This window comes from Streptomyces sp. NPDC006687 (assembly GCF_040636215.1).
GTDB lineage: Bacteria > Actinomycetota > Actinomycetes > Streptomycetales > Streptomycetaceae > Streptomyces.
The window spans coordinates 247,544-268,556 of sequence record NZ_JBEYJJ010000008.1; the positions used below are offsets into that span (position 1 = coordinate 247,544).

Genomic DNA, 21,013 nt, shown 5'->3' on the forward strand with positions numbered 1-21,013 from the left:
GGGGGGTGACGAGTTGCGGAGGGCCCGGGTAAAGGATCAGTAACGCATCGTTTAATCGGCTTCCGTGACAAGCCCATCGGACCGCGCCCACCAGGGCTTCTGCCCCTCCGCGCCGCCCCGGACACGGGTACGCGGCCGCCCCCTTCCGGGGGACGGCCCGCACGCGCGAACGATCACGTCCCGTCGCCGGGACGGCCCCGGAGGCGCTGCTCCGGGGTCCTCAGCCGCTGCCGCGGGGCAGGAAGATCCGGACCTGGCCCGTGAGCGCCTCGTACGGGTCGGCGGCCGCGCCGCCCTTCGCACCGCCGGCCCCCTGGCGCCGCCACTCGCCCCGGTTCTCGCCCGCCACCCAGGCGAAGCCGTCGTACGAGACCCGGGTGATGCCCAGTTCCTTCGCCCGGGCCACCGCCCAGTGCGCCATCGCCCGGCCGCGCCGCGCCTCCGCCGGGCCGCCCCCGTCCTTCAGCCACAGGTCCACCTCGGGCTCCGGGACGGCCGCCGGCCGCGAGGGCCCCGCCGCCGCCCCGCCGGAGCCGGCCGAGGGGCTCGGCGCTGCCGTCGGGGTGGCGCGCGGCGTCGCCGAGGGCCTGGGAGCGGTGCTCGCCCCGGCCTTGGGCGCCGCGTGCAGGACGGGCCGGCCGGCGCCCAGGGCCTCCTTGCCGAAGGCCCGCCCCAGCTCCGCGCGGACCTTCTCCGGGTCCCCCTTCAGGGGGGCCGGGCCGGCGCAGGTCAGGGTGGCCGCGGTCTCGCCCTCGCCGAAGGCGGCCGTCACGACCGTCGCGTCCGGCTCGTGCTTGGCGTACGCCTGCGGGAACCCGCTGAGCTGCACCCGCTGCGCGGCCACCGTCAGCGGCAGCCGGGTGTAGCCGTTGACCTCCACCAGCCGGTCGTAGAAGATCCCCGCCGAGTACACCGGGTCCATGATCTGCTCGGGGGTGCCCCAGCCCTGCGAGGGCCGCTGCTGGAACAGGCCCAGGGAGTCCCGGTCGCCGTGGTCGAGGTTGCGCAGCCCCGACTCCTGCATCGCCGTCGCCAGCGCGATCGTCAGCGCCCGGTCCGGGAGCCCCTTGGAGATCCCGACGGCGGCTATCGTCGCCGCGTTCGACGCCTGTTCGGGGGTCATCTCGTACGTCTGGACCGCGCCGCCCGGTCCCGGGCCCTTCGCCGTCACCGTGCAGCGGGGGGCGCCGACGCCGCCGTTGGAATAGTGGTGCACCAGCACGTAACCGATCACCGCGAGCAGGACGGCCAGGCCCACGGCCGCGCGGAGCGGCCCGCGGCGGCGGGGACGGGGGCGATCGGTCTCGGACACGCGGCCCACCGTACTGGAGGCCGATATGACGTCCACCGAGCGGACACCGCCGGTACCCGCCCATCCCGGGGCGTTAGGGTCGGTTCATGTCCGAATCCGAGCTCGACCTCACCCTCGACGCCGCCGGGCTGACCGCCCGCCTCGTCGACATCCCCTCCGAGAGCGGCGACGAGAAGGTGCTCGCCGACCTCGTGGAAGACGCCCTGCGCGGGCTCGCGCACCTCACCGTCGACCGATACGGCAACAACGTCGTCGCCCGTACGCACCTCGGCCGCGCCGAGCGCGTCGTCCTCGCCGGGCACCTCGACACCGTGCCGATCGCCGGCAACGTCCCCTCCCGCCTGGACGAGAACGACGTCCTGTGGGGCTGCGGCACGACGGACATGAAGTCCGGGCTGGCCGTGCAGCTGAGGATCGCCGCGACGGTACCTGAGCCCAACCGCGACCTCACCTTCGTCTTCTACGACCAGGAGGAGGTCGCCGCCGACCTCAACGGTCTCGGCAAGGTCGCCGCGGCCCACCCCGACTGGCTGGCCGGGGACTTCGCGGTGCTGCTGGAGCCCTCCAACGCCGAGGTCGAGGGCGGCTGCCAGGGCACCCTGCGCGTCCTGCTGCACACCCGCGGCGAGCGCGCCCACTCCGCCCGCAGCTGGATGGGCTCCAACGCCATCCACGACGCGAGCCCGATCCTGGCGAAGCTGGCCGCCTACGAGCCCCGCAGGCCCGTCATCGACGGCCTGGAGTACCACGAGGGCCTCAACGCCGTCCGGATCGAGGGCGGAGTCGCCAACAACGTGATCCCCGACGCCTGCACGGTCACGGTCAACTTCCGCTACGCCCCCGACCGCACCGAGGCCGACGCGCTCGCCCACGTCAAGGAGGTCTTCGCGGACTGCGGCGTCGACTCCTTCACCGTCGACGACTCCTCGCCCGGCGCCCTCCCCGGCCTGTCCCACCCGGCGGCCGCCGCCTTCATGGAGGCGGTCGGCGGCCACGCCATGCCCAAGTTCGGCTGGACGGACGTCTCCCGCTTCAGCGCGCTGGGCGTCCCGGCCGTCAACTACGGGCCGGGTGACGCGCTGCTCGCGCACAAGGTCGACGAGCGCGTAGAGACCAAGGCGATCCTGCACTGCGAGGAGCGACTCCGCGCCTGGCTGACCTCGTAAATTCCCCCTCCCGTCACTTTTGTGCGCCTAACCTGATCCAACGATCAGCAGGAGGGAGCACATCATGGGCAACTCCGAAGGCAACGGGCCCCGGCGCCCCGAGGAGCAGCAGCTCGGGCCGGTGCTGCGCAGACGGGGTCAGGTGCAGGCGGGCAGCACGACGGACCAGCGGCTGCTCGATTCGGCCGGCCCCTCCGAGTGGGTGCACACCGATCCCTGGCGGGTCCTGCGCATCCAGTCGGAGTTCATCGAGGGCTTCGGCACGCTCGCCGAGTTGCCGCCCGCGATCAGCGTGTTCGGCTCGGCGCGCACCCCGGTGGGCTCCCCGGAGTACGAGGCGGGCGTACGGATCGGCAGCGCGCTCGTCGAGGCCGGGTTCGCCGTCATCACCGGCGGCGGCCCGGGCGCGATGGAGGCGGCCAACAAGGGCGCCCGCGAAGCGAACGGGATCTCGGTCGGCCTCGGCATCGAGCTCCCCTTCGAACAGGGGCTCAACCAGCACGTGGACCTCGGGCTGAACTTCCGGTACTTCTTCGTCCGCAAGACGATGTTCGTGAAGTACAGCCAGGGCTTCGTCGTACTGCCCGGCGGGTTCGGCACCCTGGACGAGATGTTCGAGGCGCTGACCCTGGTGCAGACGCAGAAGATCACCCGGTTCCCGATCGTGCTCTTCGGCACGGCGTACTGGGGCGGGCTCGTCGACTGGCTGCGCACCACGGTCATCGCGCAGGGCAAGGCGTCCGAGAAGGACCTCCACCTCTTCCACCTCACCGACGACGTGGACGAGGCGATCGCCCTGGTGACGAAGGAAGTCGGCAAGTAGGCACCCGGCCGCCCGGGCGCGGGTTCCACACCGCCGCCGGCGGTGTGGTCCCGCGGGGCGGCCTAGGCCAGCCCGCGGCGGGCGACGGCGGGCGGGCGGTGCCCCTGGATGGAGCGGACCATGTCGAGGACCTGCCGGGTCTCCGCGACCTCGTGGACCCGGTAGACCTGCGCGCCGAGCCAGGCCGAGACGGCCGTGGTCGCCAGGGTGCCCAGCAGCCGCTCCTTGACCGGCCGGTCCAGGGTCTCCCCGACGAAGTCCTTGTTGGACAGCGACACCAGCACCGGCCAACCGGTTCCGGTCATCTCCGCGAGGCGGCGGGTGGCCTCCAGGGAGTGCCGGGTGTTCTTCCCGAAGTCGTGGCCCGGGTCGATCAGGATCGACTCCCGGGGCACGCCGAGGGCCTCGGCCCGCTCCGCGAGCCCGACCGTGACGCGCAGGATGTCCTCCATGACGTCCTCGTACGAGGTGCGGTGCGGCCGGGTACGCGGCTCGACCCCGCCCGCGTGGGTGCAGACGATCCCCGCGCCGTAGCGCGCCGCGACCTCCGCCAGCTTGGGGTCCACCCCGCCCCAGGCGTCGTTCAGCAGGTCCGCCCCGGCCTCGCAGACGGCCTCGCCGACCTCGTGCCGCCAGGTGTCCACGCTGATCACCACGTCCGGGTGGCGGCGGCGCACCTGCGCCACGAAGCCGACCGTACGGCGGGCCTCCTCCGCGGCGTCCACGTGCTCGCCCGGGCCCGCCTTGACCCCGCCGATGTCGATGACGGCCGCGCCCTCGGCCACGGCCTGCTCGACCCGGTCCAGCGCGGGCCCGTCGCGGAAGGTGGCGCCCCGGTCGTAGAAGGAGTCCGGGGTCCGGTTCACGATGGCCATGATCACCGGCTCGTGGGTGTCGAACTCGCGCCTGCCCAGTCGCAGCATCCCGTTCTTTCCTCCTTCGGCGACCCTCGCGCCTCGTCTGCGACCTTAACCTGGTGGCCGGAGTCTCTCAGGGGAGTTGATCGTGTTCTGGTTCTTGCTGATCGCGCTGGTCGTGGTCGTGGCCGCGGTCACCCTCGCGGTGGTCGGCGGAGGGGCGGAGGCCGTCCTGCCCGAGGCCGAGCCCGACCGGGTGGCCGACGCCCTGCCGGAGACCCGTCCGGTGGTCCGGGAGGACATCGACGCGCTGCGGCTGCCGATCGCCCCGCGCGGTTACCGGATGGCCGAGGTGGACGACGTCCTCGACCGCCTGGCGGCCGAGCTCGCCGAGCGGGACGCGCGCATCGCGGAGCTGACGGCGGCGCGCACCCCGGCGGCCACCCAGGCGCAGGCCACGGCCCCGGCCACCGCCCCGGCCGAGGCTCCCGGGGACCGGGTCGACCTCGGCAAGGACGAGCGGTGAGCGGCGGCGGACTGCTGGCCGGACCGGACGGCGCCCTGCGCTGCCCGTGGGGGCTGGCCACCGAGGACTACGTCACCTACCACGACACCGAATGGGGCAAGCCCGTCCACGGCGACGACGCCCTGTACGAGCGGCTGTGCCTGGAGGCGTTCCAGTCGGGGCTGTCGTGGCTGACGATCCTGCGCCGGCGCGAGGGCTTCCGCAAGGCGTTCTGCGACTTCCGGATCGCGGCGGTCGCCCAGTTCGGCCCGGCCGACGCCGAGCGGCTCCTCGCCGACGAGGGGATCATCCGCAACCGCGCCAAGATCGAGGCCACCCTGGCCAACGCCAAGGTGCTGGCCGGCTGGCAGCCCGGCGAACTGGACGCGCTGATCTGGTCCCACGCCCCGCAGGAGCGGGGACGGGCCCCCAGGAACACCGGCGAGGTGCCGGCGGTCACCCCGGAGTCCACGGCCCTGGCCAAGGCCCTCAAGAAGGCGGGCATCCGTTTCGTCGGGCCCACCACGGCCTACGCGCTGATGCAGGCGTGCGGCCTGGTCGACGACCACCTCGCGGGCTGCGTCGCCCGCGAGGCGTGACGGCGGAGGTGTCCGCTCAGCGGCCCAGGTACGCGGGGGGCTGCTTGGCGAGGAACGCCTGGACGGCGATGGAGTGGTCCTCGGAGGCGCCCGCACGGGTCTGGAGGACGTCCTCGCGCTCCAGGGCCTCGGACAGGGAGTGCGAGGCCCCGTACGCGAGGGACTCCTTCAGGGCGGCGTAGGCCACCGTCGGGCCGGAGGCGAGGGCCCGGGCCACCGCCTCGGCCTCGGCGTGCAGGGAGTCCGCCGGGACCAGACGGTTGGCGATGCCCAGCTCGTACGCCTCCTGCGCCTTGACCGAGCGGGGGAACAGCAGCAGGTCGCCGGCGCGGGAGGCGCCGATCAGCCGGGGCAGCGTCCAGGAGACCCCGGAGTCGGCGGTCAGCGCGACACCGGCGAAGGAGGTGTTGAAGGAGGCGGTGTCGGCGACCACGCGGAAGTCCGCCGCCAGCGCGAACCCGAAGCCCGCCCCGGCCGCGACACCGTTGACCCCGGCCACCACGGGCTTGGGCATCTCGGTCAGGGCCCGCACGATCGGGTTGTAGTGCTCGGAGACGGTGGTCATGGTGAGCCGCGAGCCGCTCTCGCGGTCCGCCGCCAGGTTGCCGATGTGCTCCTTGAGGTCCTGGCCCACGCAGAAGGCCCGGGTGCCGGAGGCGGTCAGCAGGACCGCCCGCACGGCCGGGTCGGCGGCCGCCGCCTGCACGGCGTCGCGCAGGGCGACCTTGGCCTCCGTGTTCATGGCGTTCATCGCGTCGGGCCGGTTGATCGTGACCTTCGCGAGTCCGTCGGTCACTTCGTAGAGCACGCTGTCGGCCATGGCGGGGGTCCCCCTTCGTCGCGGGTGTGGCTACCGGCCGGTACCGGCCGGTCCAAGGGTCAGCATGGCGGACGCGACCACCGCCGGGCATGTGATGTGCGTCAAACGAAGCGGAGCCACTTCCCCGGGAGCGGCGGCGAAGTATCGCAGGCGGATCCCCGAAATGAGTGGTTTTGGCCGAGCGCGTTGCCCAAGCGTTCCCTGCCGATGTTGGTCATCGGGTCCTGACATGCGGGATAATGGCTGGGAAGCAATGTGTTCGATGCCGGGTATTAGGCGCCTGAACGGGGCCGTCGGCTGACGATGAGCTGGTTTCAGGAAGGGGAACGAGCATGGCGGCCATGAAGCCGCGGACGGGCGACGGCCCGCTCGAGGTCACCAAGGAGGGGCGAGGCATCGTCATGCGCGTACCGCTCGAAGGCGGCGGTCGGCTTGTCGTCGAGCTGACTCCGGACGAGGCGGACGCCCTGGGTGACGCCCTGAAGAAGGTCGTCGGCTGACACTCGACGCCACAGAACCCCACACCGCCCCGCCGCTCTCCAGCGGCGGGGCGGTGTTCTTCGTCCGGGGCCCTCGGGGAGGGCGGCGGCTACCGCCGCACCGCGCACAGCAGGCCGTCGCCCACCGGCAGCAGCGCGGACTCCAGCGCCGGGCTCTCGCGGACGCTGCGCAGCAGCTCCCGCACCCGCAGGACCTCCACCGGCTGCGCGGCGGAGTCGACCGTACGCCCGTCCGAGAAGACCCCCTCGAAGCACACCAGCCCACCCGGCCGCAGCAGACGCAACGATTCCGCGAGGTAGTCCAGCGACTCGGTGGGGTCCCCGTCGCAGAACACGAGGTCGTACCCGCCGTCGGCGAGCCGGGGCAGCACGTCCAGGGCGCGCCCCGGGATGAACCGGGCCCGGTTCCCCGCGAAGCCGGCGGCGCGGAACGCCTGTCGGGCGAATGCCTGCCGGTCCGGCTCGGGGTCGACCGTGGTCAGCACGCCGTCCGGCCGCATCCCGTGCAGCAGGTGGATGCCGGAGACCCCGGTCCCGGTGCCGATCTCGGCGACCGCCTTGGCGTCCGCGGTGGCGGCGAGCAGACGCAGCGCGGCCCCGGTACCGGGGGAGACGGGGCGCAGGCCCGCTTCCCTGGACCGGTCGCGGGCCCATCGCAGAGCGTCGTCCTCGGCGACAAACGCGTCGGCGAACGCCCAGCTCGTCTGCCGGTTGCCGGTAATGACCCTCTCCTGTCCCCATAGTTGGCGCAACGGTGACTGTATCCGCTGACGTCGGGAACCCGCAGATGGGACCGGGCGTTGGGAGGGTGAGAGGCGGGATGGAGGGGACGCCGGCGGGCAGATCGGCGGCGCGGACCCGAGTCCCGGGCAAAGAAACTGCAAAAATGCTTATCCAGAGCTGACGGGAGGGGTGGCTATGGTAGGGGCTCCACTGGACACCACCAGAGCCGACAGGGGAGGTGCGGCTGCGCCTGTGGATCGTGGCGGCGTCCTCAGACGTCTCCTCTGGTCGGCGGGTGAGCCGAAATCCGTGACCTACACCGCTGACCGTTTCCACACCGCCCACACCGCGACCACCGCGACCTTTGCCGCCGATGCGGGCTCCCAGGCGTGGACCCCTCCCACCTGGGAGGAGATCGTCAGCACGCACAGCGCGCGGGTCTACCGCCTCGCCTACCGCCTGACGGGCAACCAGCACGACGCCGAGGACCTGACGCAGGAGGTCTTCGTCCGCGTCTTCCGCTCCCTGTCCACGTACACGCCCGGCACCTTCGAGGGCTGGCTGCACCGCATCACCACCAACCTCTTCCTGGACATGGTCCGCCGCAAGCAGCGGATCCGCTTCGACGCGCTCGGCGACGACGCCGCCGAGCGGCTGCCGAGCCGTGAGCCGTCCCCGCAGCAAGTGCTGCACGACACCCACTTCGACGCCGACGTGCAGCAGGCGCTGGACACCCTCGCGCCCGAGTTCCGTGCCGCCGTGGTGCTCTGCGACATCGAGGGCCTGTCCTACGAGGAGATCGCCGCCACCCTCGGCGTGAAGCTCGGCACCGTCCGCAGCCGCATCCACCGCGGCCGCTCGCACCTGCGCAAGGCGCTCAAGCACCGCTCGCCCGAAGCCCGGGCGGGGCAGCGTGCGCTGGCGGGCGTGGCGGTGGGTGCCCCCGGCGCCGGGGGAGAGGGCGGACCGGAGTGAGCGGAGTCAGTCCGTCCCCCGCCGAACAGCACCTGGGCGACCGGCTCGCCGCCCTGGTGGACGGGGAGCTGAAGCACGACGCCCGCGAGCGGGTGCTGGCCCATCTGGCGACCTGCGCCAAATGCAAGGCCGAGGCCGATGCGCAGCGACGGGTGAAGAGCCTGTTCGTGGAGAGCGCCCCGCCGCCGCTTTCCGCCGGACTGCTGGCCCGGCTGCAGGGCCTGCCGGGCGCCGCTCCCGAGGGACCCGCCGGCCCGGGCGGCTCCGCCGCGCCTGGCGGCCCTGGAGGCGACCCTTTCGCCGCCTTCGGTTACGCCCCGCCGCCCGCCGCGCGCCAGGGGTTCCCGATCCATGAGGTGGGGCGCCCCAGACGCCGGCTCGCCTTCGTCGCGGCCGGGGCCGTGTCGCTGGCCGCGATCGCGCTGGGCGGCGCGCTCCCGCTGGACGCCATCGAGCCGAACGCCCGGGGCGAGGCGCCGGCCTCCCGGCCCGGCCCGTCGGTCCCCCTGACCGACGCCGCCGTCCGCGACCTGCTGCCCCTGCCCGACGCCGTCCGCACCCTCACCCCCTCCGCCCCCCTGCCCCCGCCCGTCTCCTCGCCCCCGGTCTCCGCCGTACCGGCCTCCCTGTCCCGCTGACCACCCCGCCCCGGGGCCAGCGCCGGTGACCGGTACCTGGTTGAATCTGCGGCACACGCGCCGCCCCGCGGTGCGCCAGGCCCGCGGGGGAGCGACCATGCCCGACAGTCCCAACACCGACCCAGCCCCCACCCCCGCACCCGGGGCGGGGCGGGAAGCCGTGCCCGAGGCCCCGCCGGCGGTGCGGTACGACCCCTGGGCCGTTCAGCCGCTCCAGGTGGCGGACGACCAGGGGGCGCCGCGCCGGGGCGGCCCGTCGGGGTGGCAGCTGGCGGTGTTCGGGGTGGTGATCGCGCTCCTCGCCGGAGGTGTCGGCGGATGGCTGGGCATCCTCGCCGAGCGCCGCACCGGCACCCGCCTGGAGCTTCCGCAGGCGGCCGTGGACAACAGGGGCCGGGCCCCCGACAGCGTGGCCGGCATCGCGGCCACCGCCCTGCCCGGTGTCGTCACCCTGCACGTCAGCGGCGGCGAGGGCAGCGGCACCGGCACCGGCTTCGTCCTGGACGAACAGGGCCACATCCTCACCAACAACCACGTCGTGGCCGACGCCAAGGACATAACGGTCACCTTCAGCACCGGCGACAGCGTCACCGCCGAGCTGGTCGGCCGCGACAGCGGCTACGACCTGGCCGTCGTCAAGGTCACCGGCGTCCGCGGCCTGCACCCCCTGGCCCTCGGGAACTCCGAGAACGTCCGCGTCGGAGACCCCGTCGTCGCCATCGGCGCCCCCTTCGACCTCTCCAACACCGTCACCGCGGGCATCATCAGCGCCACCGGCCGCCCCATCACGGCGGGCGGCGACAAGGGCGGCGACAAGGGCGGCGGCAGTGACGTCAGCTACGTCGACGCCCTCCAGACCGACGCCCCCATCAACCCGGGCAACTCCGGCGGCCCGCTCCTGGACTCCCGCGCCCACGTCATCGGCATCAACAGCGCCATCCGCGGCGCCGACAAGGGCGAGGACGACGGCGACCGCACCCGCCAGAGCGGCAGCATCGGCCTCGGCTTCGCCATCCCCGTCAACCAGGGCAAGCGCGTCGCGGAGGAACTCATCCGCACCGGCCACGCCACCCACCCCGTCATCGGGGTCACCTTGGACATGCAGTACACCGGCGACGGAGCCCGGGTCGACACCAAGGGCGCGGACGGCAAGGCCGCCGTGACCGCCGACGGCCCCGGCGCCCGCGCAGGCGTCCGCCCCGGCGACGTGATCACCAAGGTGGACGGGGTCCGCGTCCACGGCGGCGACGAGCTGATCATCAAGATCCGGGCCCACCGGCCCGGCGACCGCCTCGCCCTGACCGTGCTGCGCGAGGGCCGCGAACGCACCCTGGACGTGGTCCTCGGCTCGGCCAGCGGCTCCTGAGGGCAGGCGTCCACCGGGCGAACGGGGGGCGACGGCCGGGTGAATCCGGCGAAGGGTCCGCACCGGCGTAGGGGAGGGCCGGGATCGCCGGGTACCGTTGGACCGGGCCGGAAGTGAGAGAGCCGAGGAGCGGCAAGGTGTTCAACGACATAGGCGCACTCGAACTCGTCACCATCGTGGTGCTCGCCATCCTCATCTTCGGGCCGGACAAGCTCCCGAAGGTCATCCAGGACGTCTCCGGCTTCATCCGCAAGATCCGCGCGTTCTCGGACAGCGCCAAGCAGGACATCCGCTCCGAACTCGGCCCCGAGTTCAAGGACTTCGAGTTCGAGGACCTCAACCCGAAGACCTTCCTGCGCAAGCAGCTCGCCGAGAACGAGGACCTCCAGGAGCTGCGCACCAGCTTCGACCTCCGCAAGGAGCTGAACGAGGTCACCGACGCGGTCAACAGCCGCGAGACCGGGCCCGCGCCCACCGCCGCCCCGGCGTCCGCCACGCCCGCCGCCGGAGCCGGTCCGGATCTGCTGAAGAAGCCCGCCGCACCGGCCCCTGAGCCCCGTACGCCCTTCGACGCCGACGCCACCTGAGCGGCAGCCTGCCCGGCGATCCGGGGCCGGATGGCTATCCTCCATCCGGATCCCACGGAAGCGAAAGGCCGCCCATGGAGACGACGAGCACGAGCAGCAGCCGGGTGGGCGCACAGCCCGCCGAAGCCACCGCCCCGCAGCCCGAGCCGGCCGGAACGGCGGCGGAGCCCCCACAGTCCGGCGCGCCCGTCCCGGCGGCCCGCCGCACCGCCGAGGGGTACCTGAGGGCCGATTTCCCCTGGTACGGGCTGGACGGCGCCTTCACCGGCCCCCGCTGGCTGATGCAGGTCGGCACCGGCGCCGACGGCACCGTGGAGCACGGCTCCACCGGGCACGGGGACGAGCCCTCCGTCCGGGGCGAGATCGCCACCGGGGAGAAGGAGCGGTTCGCGGTGGTGGTCACCGTCGCCAGCAACCCCCTGCGCCGCAGCGGGGACGGCACCGGCGTCCTGGAGGCCACCTCGGTCTCCTCGGCCGCCTGGCTGGCCGGCTCGGGGCTGCTGGCCTACAGCTGGCCCCCGCAGATGGACCACACCCTGCGCGACGACTGGCTGGACCAGCAGACGGAGGCGGCGTGGGAGCTCGCCGACGACCTCGACGGTCCGGACTGGTCGACGCTGTCGCTGCCGGTGGACGGTGTGCCGACGCCGTTCCACTACCGGGAGTCGGAGTTCGGGTGGGTGCTGGCCGGATCCACCGGGAGCGGGGTGCACCTGGGGGCGTACGGGCGGGGGATGAGCGCGTACGGGCTCGGCTTCTCCGCCATCGCCGACCTGGGGACGTACGAGTAGCCCGGATCGGGGCCAGGGGTCCGGGGTACGGGAAAGGGCACCGCCTGACGGCGGTGCCCTCTTCCTAGAACTTGTTGCGCGGGGTGATGCCCAGGGACATGCCCGAGAGGCCGCGGGCCCGGCCGCCCAGCTTGCCGGCGATCGTGCGCAGGGCCGCGCCCGCCGGGGAGTCGGGGTCCGCCAGGACGACCGGGGTGCCGTTGTCGCCGCCCTCGCGCAGCCGGACGTCGATCGGGATCTGGCCGAGGACCGGCACCGTGGCGCCGGTGGTCTTCGTCAGGCCGTCCGCGACGAGCTGGCCGCCGCCGGTGCCGAAGACGTCCACCATCTCGTCGCAGTGCGGGCACGGCAGGCCCGACATGTTCTCCACGACGCCGACGATCTTCTGGTGCGTCTGCACGGCGATCGAACCGGCCCGCTCCGCCACCTCGGCCGCGGCCTGCTGCGGGGTGGTGACGACCAGGATCTCGGCGTTCGGCACCAGCTGCGCCACCGAGATGGCGATGTCACCCGTGCCCGGCGGGAGGTCCAGCAGGAGCACGTCCAGGTCGCCCCAGAACACGTCGGCCAGGAACTGCTGGAGCGCGCGGTGCAGCATCGGGCCGCGCCACACCACCGGGGCGTTGCCCGGGGTGAACATGCCGATGGAGATGACCTTCACCCCGTGCGAGGACGGCGGCATGATCATGTTCTCGACCTGGGTCGGCCTGCCGTCCACGCCCAGCATCCGCGGCACGCTGTGGCCGTAGATGTCGGCGTCGACCACGCCCACCTTCAGGCCGTCGGCCGCCATCGCCGCCGCCAGGTTGACCGTGACGGAGGACTTGCCCACGCCGCCCTTGCCGGAGGCCACCGCGTAGACACGCGTCAGCGAGCCCGGCTTGGCGAAGGGCACCTCGCGCTCGGCGGTGCCGCCGCGCAGGGTGGCGGCGAGCTCCTTGCGCTGCTCGTCGCTCATCACGTCCAGGGTGACGGAGACGGAGGTGACGCCGGCGACCTGCGCGACGGCGTCGGTGACGTTCTTGGTGATGGTCTCGCGCATGGGGCAGCCCGACACCGTCAGGTAGACCGTGACGGCGACCGCGCCGCCGTCGCCGATCTCCACCGATTTGACCATGCCGAGTTCGGTGATCGGCCGGTGGATCTCGGGGTCGTTGACCGTCGCCAGCGCGTCCAGGATCGCGTCCTGCTCCGGCACGGCGGCGGAGGGTGTCTCGGTAGCCATGCCCCGATGGTACGGCTCGGTAGCAGCGCTCGGGTAAGCCCGTCAGCGGTCGCCTTCGTCACTTTCGCCGGAGAACAGCCGCCGCTCGTCCATCTCCTTGATCAGGTCCTGGAACTCCGAGCGGATCCAGTCGCGGGTGGCCACCTCGCCCAGGCCCATCCGCAGCGCCGCGATCTCCCGGGTCAGGTACTCGGTGTCCGCGATCGACCGCTCGTTCTGCTTGCGGTCCTGCTCGTGGGTGACCCGGTCCCGGTCGTCCTGCCGGTTCTGCGCGAGCAGGATCAACGGGGCCGCGTAGGACGCCTGGAGGGACAGCATCAGCGTCAGGAAGATGAAGGGGTACTGGTCGAAGCGCAGGTGGTCCGGGGCGAAGATGTTCCACAGCACCCACACCACGATGACCAGGGTCATCCAGACGATGAACCGGCCCGTGCCGAGGAACCGCGCCACCCGCTCCGACAGTCGCCCGAACGCCTCCGGGTCGTACTCGGGCAGCAGCCTGCGCCGGGCCTGGCGCGGCTGGTCCAGCCGTACCCGGGACCGGGTCAGCGCGCTGGCCCCCGAGGGCGCGCCGGCCCGCGCCCGCTCGGAGGAACGTTCCGTCCGCTCGGCCCGCTGCCGCGCGGCCTCCTCCAGCCGCTCCGGGAGCCTCTCGCGGGCCTGCTCGCGCCGCTCCCGGCGGCGCTCGCGCGCGCCCTCGCCGCGTCCGCGTTCAGTGGCCACGTACGGCCTCCTCGGAGTGGAAGTCCGTCTCCCGCCAGTCCTCGGGCAACAGGTGGTCCAGGACGTCGTCGACCGTCACCGCGCCCAGCAGCGAGCCGCTCTCGTCGACGACCGGCGCCGCGACCATGTTGTACGCGGCCAGGTAGCTCGTCACCACGGGCAGCGAGGCGTCCGGGGGCAGCGGCGGCAGGTCCGTGTCCACGATCGAGCTGACCAGGGTGAACGGGGGGTCGCGCAGCAGCCGCTGGAAGTGGACCGTCCCCAGGTACTTGCCCGTCGGCGTCTCGTCGGGGGGCCGGCAGACGTACACCTGCGCGGCCAGCGCCGGCGACAGGTCCGACTGCCGTACGCGGGCCAGCGCGTCGGCGACGGTCGCGTCGGGCCGCAGCACGATCGGCTCGGTGGTCATCAGACCGCCCGCGGTGTTCTCCTCGTACGACAGCAGGCGGCGCACATCGGCCGCGTCGTCCGGCTGCATCAGCGTCAGCAGCCGCTCCTGGTCGTCCTCGGGCAGCTCCGAGAGCAGGTCGGCCGCGTCGTCCGGGTCCATCGCCTCCAGGACGTCGGCGGCGCGCTCCTCCTTGAGCTTGCCGAGGATCTCCACCTGCTCGTCCTCGGGCAGCTCCTCCAGGACGTCCGCGAGCCGGTCGTCGTCGAGGGCGTTGGCCACCTCGGCGCGCCGCTTCGGCGTCAGGTGGTGCAGGACGTTCGCCACGTCCGCGGGACGCATCTGCTCGAAGGTGGCGACCAGGTTCTCGGCGCCCTGGCCCTCCTCCTCCAGGGAGAAGCCGGTCACCGCCGACCACTCCACCGTCAGCGTCTCGCCGCGGCGGCGCAGCGCGCCCGCCTTGCCCTTGCGGACGAAGATCCGGTCGATCTCCCAGTCGCGGCGGGCCGGGAGCTGCTGGATGGCCACGTCGAGCACGGTGACCTCCTCGCCGCTGGCCACCAGCGTCACCCGGCGGTCCAGCAGCTCGCCGATGATCAGCCGCTCGGTGGGGCGCTGCTCGAACCGCCGCATGTTGACGACACCGGTGGTGATGACCTGCCCGGACTCCACGCCCGTCACCCGGGTCATCGGCAGGAAGATGCGGCGCCGGCTGACCACCTCGACCACCAGTCCCAGCAGCCGGGGCGGGCGCCCGCCGACGCGCAGCATCGCGACGAGGTCACGCACCCGGCCGACCTGGTCGCCGTTGGGGTCGAAGACGGGCACGCCCGAGAGGTGCGAGACGAAGATCCGCGGGGCGCCTGCACCCATCCGAGCGCCTCCTAGAGCGTCGATCACCAGTCCTGCCGAGCCTCAGGCTAGCTGCTGCCGGGGGAAAGCGTCCTGGTGGGGCGGTCCGGCCGGGGGTCCGGCGGGGGCCGTCGCGCAGGCGGGTACGCTGCCTGCTGCTCCCCTCCGGACCACCGCGGGGAGACCACCCCAGCCGGCCAGCGACGAGAGGCACCCGACGTGACCGCCTACCCCTCCGCCGTCCGGCTGCGCCGGGCCGCCGTCATCGGCGCCCTGTGCGCGGGCATCGCCGTCACCCAGGCGGGCTGCGCGGAGAAGACGGACCCCGACAAGGGGACGAACGGGGTCGGCAAGCAGACGCCGGAGAAGATCGAGAGCCAGGCGAAGGCCGCGGCCGCCGCCGCCGGCTCCGTCCACCTCTCCGGGACCCTGGTCAGCGGAGGCAAGTCCTTCACCCTCGACCTCCGGCTCAAGGCCGACGGCGGCTCCGGCGAGGTGAAGTCGCAGGCGGACACCTTCCAGGTGCTGCGGGTCGGCGAACAGCTGTACCTGAAGGCCAGCGCGGCCTTCTGGGGGAAGTCGGACTCGGCCGGCAAGCTCGGCGACAAGTACGTGAAGGTGCCGCAGAGCGACCCCACCTACAAGCAGTTCCGCGGGTTCACCGACATGCACGTCCTGCTCGACGGACTGCTGGGCCTCCAGGGCAAGCTCGCCAAGGGCGGCTACACCACCGTCGGGCACACCCGCGCGGTACCGGTCTCGGCCGACGCCGGCAAGGGCGGCAAGCTGACGGTCTCCCTGGAGGGGACCCCGTACCCGCTGCTGATGGAGCGGGCGGGCGGGGCGGGCCGGGTGGAACTGTCCGAATGGGGCAAGACCTTCCCGCTGGAGGCTCCGGCGCAGGACCAGACCGTGGACTACGGCTCCCAGCTGCCGACCACGAAGGACGGGCCCGCCAAGGACGGCACGGGCGCCGCCTCCCCGGCCCCGTCCAAGAGCTCCGGCGGGGGCGGCAAGGGCACCGGCGGCGCCGGCTCCTCCGGCCAGGGCTCGGACCCCACCGGCGGCTGACCGCCCCCCTCACCCTGCGACGCCTACAGCCCCAGCCGCTTCTTCCGCTTCAGCAGCAGCTTCGGCAGCGCCGCCGGAACCGCCCTGCGCGTGGTCACCGGGGTCTCCAGCGGGGCCGCGGCCAGCGAGCCCACGGGCAGCCGGCCGGCCACCGCCACCGGCTCCAGGCGCAGCACCCGGCACTCCCGGGCCCAGCGCTCGGTCATCTGCTCGGAGTCGGGGGCGTTCAGCCGCTTGCCCTTGAGCTCGGCGACGGCCGCCTCCCACGGCTGCGTGCGCGGCGCGAGCTCCCGTACGGCCGCGGTCCAGGCCACGAGCCGGCCGCCCTTGTCCTTGCTGCGTACGGTCACCTCGGCGGCGGCGCCGTCGGCGAGCCCCGGGAACGGCTGCTCGCCGGGCCCGTCGCCGAGCACGTGCGCGGCGCCGTCCACCCAGGCGTGCCACAGCGCCCGGTCGGCGCCGGCGCCGCGGACCCAGATCAGCCCGGACTTCTTGGTGGCCTCCTCGACGAGGGCCAGGTCGAGTGCGCTGAGAGTCATGCGCACAGCGTAGGGCGTGCGCCGACGCCCGCTACAGCCAGCCGTTGCGTCGCAGCGTCCGGTGGATGGCGAAGCAGCTGCCGACGATCGCGGCCATCACCATCGGATAGCCGTAGCGCCAGTGCAGCTCGGGCATGTGCTCGAAGTTCATCCCGTACACCCCGCAGATCATCGTGGGGACGGCGATGATCGCCGCCCACGAGGTGATCTTGCGCATGTCCTCGTTCTGGGCGACGGACGCCTGGGCCAGGTTGGCCTGGAGGATGGAGTTCAGCAGCTCGTCGAAGCCGATGACCTGCTCGTGCACCCGGGCGAGGTGGTCGGCGACGTCGCGGAAGTACTTCTGGATACCGGGGTCCACCAGCCGCATGGGCCGCTCGCTCAGCAGCTCCATCGGCCGCAGCAGCGGCGAGACCGCCCGCTTGAACTCCAGCACCTCGCGCTTGAGCTGGTAGATGCGGCCCGCCTCGCCACCCCGGGCGACGCCCTTGGCGGGGGCGGCGAAGACCGCGCTCTCCACCTCGTCGATGTCGTCCTGCACGGCCGCGGCCACCGCGATGTAGCCGTCCACCACGTGGTCGGCGATCGAGTGCAGTACCGCCGAGGGGCCCCGGGTGAGGAGCTCGGGGTCGTCCTGGAGCCGGTGGCGCAGGGTCCGCAGGGAGCCCTGGCCGCCGTGCCGGACGGTGATGACGAAGTCGGGGCCGGTGAAGCACATCACCTCGCCGGTCTCCACCACCTCGCTGGTGGCGGTCAGTTCGGCGTGCTCCACGTAGTGGATCGTCTTGAAGACCGTGAACAGGGTCTCGTCGTACCGCTCCAGCTTCGGACGCTGGTGGGCGTGGACCGCGTCCTCCACGGCGAGGGGGTGCAGCCCGAAGGTGGCGGCGATCCCTGCGAACTCCGCCTCGGTGGGCTCGTGCAGCCCGATCCAGGCGAACCCGCCGTCCTCCCGGACCCGGCGCAGCGCCTCACGGGGGGTCAGGCAGTCGCCCTGGGCGCGCCGGCCGTCGCGGTAGACGGCGCAGTCGACCACCGCGCTGCTCGCCGAGGGGTCGCGGGTGGTGTCGTAGCCGGGCTGGACGGGGGTGGACCTGCGCAGTGCCGGGCGGACGGCGGCACGGAGGTAGGGCAGCATCGACATGGCAGGCTCCTTCTCGCGCACGGCTGCGGCCGCACGGGTGGGAGACCCTCCGGCGGCGGGCGGGCGGGCCCGTGCGGACGGAGGGAAACAGGACGGGAGGACAAAGTTCTGCCGTCGCTCTTCTGCTGATCAGAAGATCAAAGGGGGCTGGAGCCGCCCTGGAAAGTCGCCGAAGAGCGATTGGTACTGCACGATCGACTTCGGTCCATCGCAGCCCCACCTCCTCCGGCCGGTCCCCCGTGGAGGACGTCCTGTCGCCGGAGCCCTGAATCAACGCTTCTGCGCGCGGCCCCGACCAGCTGTCAACACTATCAGCCGACGGATGGTCAAACGCATGTCTTTACCCGGCGGATAGGAGTTCTATGCTCGCTCCATGGCAGAAATTCCGGCCCTCGTCGAAGCCCGGCTCCGCAGCGCGTTCGGCGAACCCGACGCCCGCGCCGCCGTCACCTTCCTGGGCACCGACCGCATTGAGGTCCTCCGCTTCACCGAGGGCGACCTCGTCCGGTACGCGACCCTCGGCATGTCCGCGCACCCCATGACCGACCCGACCGCCGTGGTCGCCGACCCGGTGCGCGGCCCGCGCGCCGAGCTGCTGCTGACCGTACGGGCGGGGCTCGCGCCCACCGACAAGGTGCTGCGGCCCCTCGCGGTGCTGGCGGCCTCCCCGGTGGTGGAGGGGCTGGTGGTGGCGCCGGGAGCCTCCCTCGACGTCGGCGAACCGCTGTGGGACGGGGCGCCGTTCACCTCGGTCCTCGTCGCGGAGCCGGGCGGGCTGGTGGAGGACCTCGCCCTGGACGAGCCGATGGACCCCGTCCGCTTCCTGCCGCTGCTGCCGATGACGGCGAACGAGGCCGCCTGGAAGCGGGTGCACGGCGCCGCCGCCCTCCAGGAGCGCTGGCTCGCGCGCGGCACGGATCTGCGGGACCCTCTGCGTACGGCCGTCGCACTGGACTGAGCACGGTGCCCCCCCGGGTGCGGACGCCATCCATCCGGACGGGTGATCGCGTCTTGACGGGGCGCCGGGCGGGGAGGAGCGTGCTTCCTATGAGGGGCGAACCGAGTTGCCCGAGGTGTGGTGGCCGGGTGCGCGCGCCCGGTCTTTTCTCCGACTCCTGGCAGTGCGCCGTGCACGGCCCCGTCCACCCGCTCCAGCCCGTGATCCCGCCCAGCGTGGAGGGTCTGGGCGTGGTGGCGAACCGGTCCAAGGTCCCGGTGTGGATGCCGTGGCCGCTGCCGGTGGGCTGGCTGTTCACCGGCGTCGCGTACGCCGGTGACGACCGGACGGGCGGCCGGGCCACGGTCGTGGCCTGCACGGGCCCCGGCCCGCTGGGCGGTCTGGGCGAGCTGCTGCTGGTCGCGGAGGAGCTGGGCGTCGGGCTCGGCGCCCGGTTCGCGGGCATCGACGGCCCCGACCCCGGCGCGGGTCTCGACGTCTCCGGCCCCGCGCACACGAAGGTCGTCGCCGACGGCCGGCCGACACCGCTGTGGCACGTCTCGGGCGTACCGGAGGACCGGGCGGTGTTCGCGGGCGAGGCGGGCGGCCTGTGGCTGTGGGCCATCGTATGGCCGGAACAATCCGGGCTGCTCATGTACGACGAACTCGTCCTGGCCGACCTGCGCGACGCGGGCGCGGAGGTCGAACTGGTCCCCTGCGGCGCCCTGAGCCCGCGCATCCTCGGGCCCTGAGGCGGCCCTAAGGCGGCCCCGAGGGGGCCCTGAGGGCCGCACACCCGAGCGGATCCGGCAGGTCACGGCACAGGTACCCTGGAGTGTCCCCCGGCTGTGGCCGGGAGGCGCCCCCACCTCGTCCGTCCGACCCCTGGAGCCCGGCTGTGCGCATCGACCTGCACGCCCACTCCACGGCTTCCGACGGTACCGACACCCCCGCCGAGCTGGTGCGGGGCGCCGCGGCGGCCGGGCTGGACGTGGTCGCGCTGACCGACCACGACACCGTCGCGGGATACGCCGAGGCCATCGCGGCCCTGCCGCACGGGCTCACCCTGGTCACCGGGGCCGAGCTGTCCTGCCGGCTCGACGGGATCGGGCTGCACTTGCTGGCCTACCTCTTCGACCCGCGGGAGCCCGAGCTCGCCCGCGAGCGCGAGCTCGTGCGCGACGACCGGACCCCGCGCGCCCAGGCCATGATCGGCAAGCTCCAGGAGCTCGGCGTCGGCGTGACCTGGGAGCAGGTGGCCCGGATCGCCGGGGACGGCTCCGTCGGGCGCCCTCACATCGCGACCGCCATGGTCGAGCTGGGGGTCGTCCCCACCGTCTCCGACGCGTTCACCGCGGACTGGCTCGCCGACGGCGGCCGCGCGTACGCCGAGAAGCACGAGCTCGACCCGTTCGACGCCATCCGCCTGGTCAAGGCGGCCGGCGGGGTCACCGTCTTCGCGCACCCCGCCGCCGTCAAGCGCGGCACCTGCGTGCCCGAGGAGGCGATAGCCGCCCTCGCGGCCGCGGGCCTGGACGGCATCGAGGTGGACCACATGGACCACGACACCGACACCCGCGCGCGCCTGCGCGCACTGGCGGGGGACCTGGGTCTGCTGACCACCGGCTCCAGCGACTACCACGGCAGCCGCAAGACCTGCCGTCTCGGGGACTGCACCACCGACCCCGAGATCTACGGCGAGATCACGCGCCGCGCGACGGGGGCCTTCCCCGTCCCGGGCGCAGGCGGAGACGCCCGCGCCTGAGCGCCGCCACCCGCCGCCCCTGCGGTCGGTCGCCGCGCCCATGCACGCCCTCCCCCCTCGCCCTTTCTCGTAACACCCCTCTATGCAAGGCATCACTGTGTTCGATTTCGCCGTCTTCGGATCCCTTTTTCTCACGCTTTTTGTGATTATGGACCCGCCAGGCATCACGCCGATCTTCCTCGCCCTGACCTCGGGCCGTGCCGCCAAGGTCCAGCGCCGTATGGCCTGGCAGGCCGTGTGCGTCGCCTTCGGCGTGATCGCCACCTTCGGCATCTGCGGCCAGCAGATCCTGGACTACCTGCACGTCTCCGTCCCGGCGCTGATGATCGCCGGTGGTCTGCTGCTCCTGCTGATCGCCCTCGACCTGCTCACGGGCAAGACCGACGAGCCCAAGCAGACCAAGGACGTCAACGTCGCCCTCGTCCCGCTGGGCATGCCGCTGCTGGCCGGTCCCGGTGCGATCGTCTCCGTCATCCTGGCCGTGCAGAAGGCCGACGGGTTCAGCGGACAGCTCTCCGTGTGGACCGCGATCGCGGCCATGCACGTGGTGCTGTGGCTGACCATGCGCTACTCACTGGTGATCATCCGGATCATCAAGGACGGCGGCGTCGTCCTCGTCACCCGCCTCGCCGGCATGATGCTCTCCGCCATCGCCGTCCAGCAGATCATCAACGGCGTCCTCCAGGTCATCCACACGGCCTGACCGC

At 73.1% G+C, this 21,013-nt stretch carries 22 protein-coding genes and 2 pseudogenes; 15 read left to right on the top strand and 9 right to left on the bottom strand.

Annotated elements, in window-relative coordinates:
• Positions 1-220 precede the first annotated feature (220 nt).
• Entirely contained in the window at positions 221-1,321 is a 1,101-nt protein-coding gene (locus tag ABZ716_RS13335; protein WP_358811193.1) for a hypothetical protein, read from the bottom strand.
• 77 nt (positions 1,322-1,398) lie between these two features.
• On the opposite strand from ABZ716_RS13335, the gene dapE reads away from it, so the two are divergent.
• Both dapE and ABZ716_RS13345 read left to right on the top strand, forming a co-directional pair.
• Positions 1,399-2,478 carry a succinyl-diaminopimelate desuccinylase gene (gene dapE, locus ABZ716_RS13340; RefSeq protein WP_358958687.1) on the top strand — a complete coding sequence of 360 codons (1,080 nt, stop codon included), beginning with the start codon at positions 1,399-1,401 and terminating at the stop codon, positions 2,476-2,478.
• Between the two features lie 64 nt (positions 2,479-2,542).
• Complete coding sequence (locus ABZ716_RS13345; protein ID WP_358811038.1) at positions 2,543-3,301, top strand: TIGR00730 family Rossman fold protein; 759 nt, start codon at positions 2,543-2,545, stop codon at positions 3,299-3,301.
• 62 nt (positions 3,302-3,363) lie between these two features.
• Here ABZ716_RS13345 and folP read toward each other — a convergent pair whose 3' ends face one another.
• Positions 3,364-4,224, bottom strand: coding sequence for a dihydropteroate synthase (gene folP / locus ABZ716_RS13350; protein ID WP_358811037.1), 861 nt, complete (start codon positions 4,222-4,224; stop codon positions 3,364-3,366).
• A gap of 76 nt (positions 4,225-4,300) precedes the next feature.
• Here folP and ABZ716_RS13355 point away from each other — a divergent pair, with 76 nt between their 5' ends.
• On the top strand, positions 4,301-4,684 hold the full coding sequence (locus ABZ716_RS13355) for a DivIVA domain-containing protein (RefSeq protein WP_358958689.1): 384 nt from the start codon (positions 4,301-4,303) through the stop codon (positions 4,682-4,684).
• Positions 4,681-5,262, top strand: coding sequence for a DNA-3-methyladenine glycosylase I (locus tag ABZ716_RS13360; RefSeq protein ID WP_358958691.1), 582 nt, complete (start codon positions 4,681-4,683; stop codon positions 5,260-5,262). The genes ABZ716_RS13355 and ABZ716_RS13360 overlap by 4 nt, the downstream gene beginning before the upstream one ends.
• A 16-nt stretch (positions 5,263-5,278) precedes the next feature.
• On the opposite strand, the gene ABZ716_RS13365 is transcribed toward ABZ716_RS13360, so the two are convergent.
• Positions 5,279-6,082 (bottom strand): enoyl-CoA hydratase-related protein, encoded by an 804-nt coding sequence (locus ABZ716_RS13365; RefSeq protein ID WP_358958694.1) that lies wholly within the window; start codon positions 6,080-6,082, stop codon positions 5,279-5,281.
• A 332-nt stretch (positions 6,083-6,414) separates the two neighbouring features.
• Between ABZ716_RS13365 and ABZ716_RS13370 the strand changes: the two genes are divergently transcribed.
• Complete coding sequence (locus tag ABZ716_RS13370) at positions 6,415-6,582, top strand: DUF3117 domain-containing protein (RefSeq protein WP_003966491.1); 168 nt, start codon at positions 6,415-6,417, stop codon at positions 6,580-6,582.
• Between the two features lie 89 nt (positions 6,583-6,671).
• Here ABZ716_RS13370 and ABZ716_RS13375 read toward each other — a convergent pair whose 3' ends face one another.
• On the bottom strand, positions 6,672-7,334 hold the full coding sequence (locus ABZ716_RS13375) for a class I SAM-dependent methyltransferase (RefSeq protein ID WP_351882913.1): 663 nt from the start codon (positions 7,332-7,334) through the stop codon (positions 6,672-6,674).
• A 166-nt stretch (positions 7,335-7,500) separates the two neighbouring features.
• On the opposite strand from ABZ716_RS13375, the gene sigE reads away from it, so the two are divergent.
• From sigE to ABZ716_RS13400, 5 genes and pseudogenes are all read left to right on the top strand, one after another.
• Positions 7,501-8,280, top strand: a complete 780-nt coding sequence (gene sigE / locus ABZ716_RS13380; RefSeq protein WP_351882911.1) for an RNA polymerase sigma factor SigE — start codon at positions 7,501-7,503, stop codon at positions 8,278-8,280.
• Positions 8,277-8,753: pseudogene (locus tag ABZ716_RS13385) on the top strand (zf-HC2 domain-containing protein); the annotation flags it as partial. The gene sigE and the pseudogene ABZ716_RS13385, both read left to right, overlap by 4 nt.
• 445 nt (positions 8,754-9,198) lie before the next feature.
• A pseudogene (locus ABZ716_RS13390) lies at positions 9,199-10,284 on the top strand (trypsin-like peptidase domain-containing protein); the annotation flags it as partial.
• 137 nt (positions 10,285-10,421) lie between these two features.
• Positions 10,422-10,871, top strand: a complete 450-nt coding sequence (locus tag ABZ716_RS13395; protein WP_351882907.1) for a sec-independent translocase — start codon at positions 10,422-10,424, stop codon at positions 10,869-10,871.
• A gap of 74 nt (positions 10,872-10,945) precedes the next feature.
• Positions 10,946-11,662 (top strand): hypothetical protein, encoded by a 717-nt coding sequence (locus ABZ716_RS13400; protein ID WP_358811031.1) that lies wholly within the window; start codon positions 10,946-10,948, stop codon positions 11,660-11,662.
• A gap of 64 nt (positions 11,663-11,726) precedes the next feature.
• Here the strand turns inward: ABZ716_RS13400 and ABZ716_RS13405 are convergent, their stop codons facing one another.
• The 3 genes from ABZ716_RS13405 to ABZ716_RS13415 all read right to left on the bottom strand — a co-directional run bounded on the left by ABZ716_RS13405 (position 11,727) and on the right by ABZ716_RS13415 (position 14,871).
• A complete protein-coding gene (locus ABZ716_RS13405; protein ID WP_358811192.1) occupies positions 11,727-12,860 on the bottom strand; it encodes an Mrp/NBP35 family ATP-binding protein in 1,134 nt (377 codons plus the stop codon).
• 69 nt (positions 12,861-12,929) lie between these two features.
• Positions 12,930-13,436 (bottom strand): DUF1003 domain-containing protein, encoded by a 507-nt coding sequence (locus ABZ716_RS13410; RefSeq protein WP_351883265.1) that lies wholly within the window; start codon positions 13,434-13,436, stop codon positions 12,930-12,932.
• Between the two features lie 163 nt (positions 13,437-13,599).
• Positions 13,600-14,871, bottom strand: a complete 1,272-nt coding sequence (locus ABZ716_RS13415) for a CBS domain-containing protein (protein WP_351882903.1) — start codon at positions 14,869-14,871, stop codon at positions 13,600-13,602.
• A 198-nt stretch (positions 14,872-15,069) separates the two neighbouring features.
• Here ABZ716_RS13415 and ABZ716_RS13420 point away from each other — a divergent pair, with 198 nt between their 5' ends.
• A complete protein-coding gene (locus ABZ716_RS13420; protein WP_358958697.1) occupies positions 15,070-15,921 on the top strand; it encodes a hypothetical protein in 852 nt (283 codons plus the stop codon).
• 23 nt (positions 15,922-15,944) lie between these two features.
• On the opposite strand, the gene ABZ716_RS13425 is transcribed toward ABZ716_RS13420, so the two are convergent.
• Complete coding sequence (locus tag ABZ716_RS13425) at positions 15,945-16,460, bottom strand: hypothetical protein (protein WP_358811028.1); 516 nt, start codon at positions 16,458-16,460, stop codon at positions 15,945-15,947.
• A 31-nt stretch (positions 16,461-16,491) separates the two neighbouring features.
• On the bottom strand, positions 16,492-17,604 hold the full coding sequence (locus ABZ716_RS13430) for a magnesium and cobalt transport protein CorA (protein WP_351882897.1): 1,113 nt from the start codon (positions 17,602-17,604) through the stop codon (positions 16,492-16,494).
• A gap of 373 nt (positions 17,605-17,977) precedes the next feature.
• Here ABZ716_RS13430 and ABZ716_RS13435 point away from each other — a divergent pair, with 373 nt between their 5' ends.
• The 4 genes from ABZ716_RS13435 to ABZ716_RS13450 all read left to right on the top strand — a co-directional run bounded on the left by ABZ716_RS13435 (position 17,978) and on the right by ABZ716_RS13450 (position 21,009).
• Positions 17,978-18,562: a suppressor of fused domain protein gene (locus ABZ716_RS13435; protein WP_351882895.1), complete on the top strand. Its 585-nt coding sequence runs from the start codon at positions 17,978-17,980 to the stop codon at positions 18,560-18,562.
• A gap of 89 nt (positions 18,563-18,651) precedes the next feature.
• Positions 18,652-19,293 carry a DUF6758 family protein gene (locus ABZ716_RS13440; RefSeq protein ID WP_358958699.1) on the top strand — a complete coding sequence of 214 codons (642 nt, stop codon included), beginning with the start codon at positions 18,652-18,654 and terminating at the stop codon, positions 19,291-19,293.
• 146 nt (positions 19,294-19,439) lie between these two features.
• Entirely contained in the window at positions 19,440-20,306 is an 867-nt protein-coding gene (locus ABZ716_RS13445; protein ID WP_358958702.1) for a PHP domain-containing protein, read from the top strand.
• A gap of 97 nt (positions 20,307-20,403) precedes the next feature.
• Complete coding sequence (locus ABZ716_RS13450) at positions 20,404-21,009, top strand: MarC family protein (protein WP_351883263.1); 606 nt, start codon at positions 20,404-20,406, stop codon at positions 21,007-21,009.
• Positions 21,010-21,013: the final 4 nt, after the last annotated feature.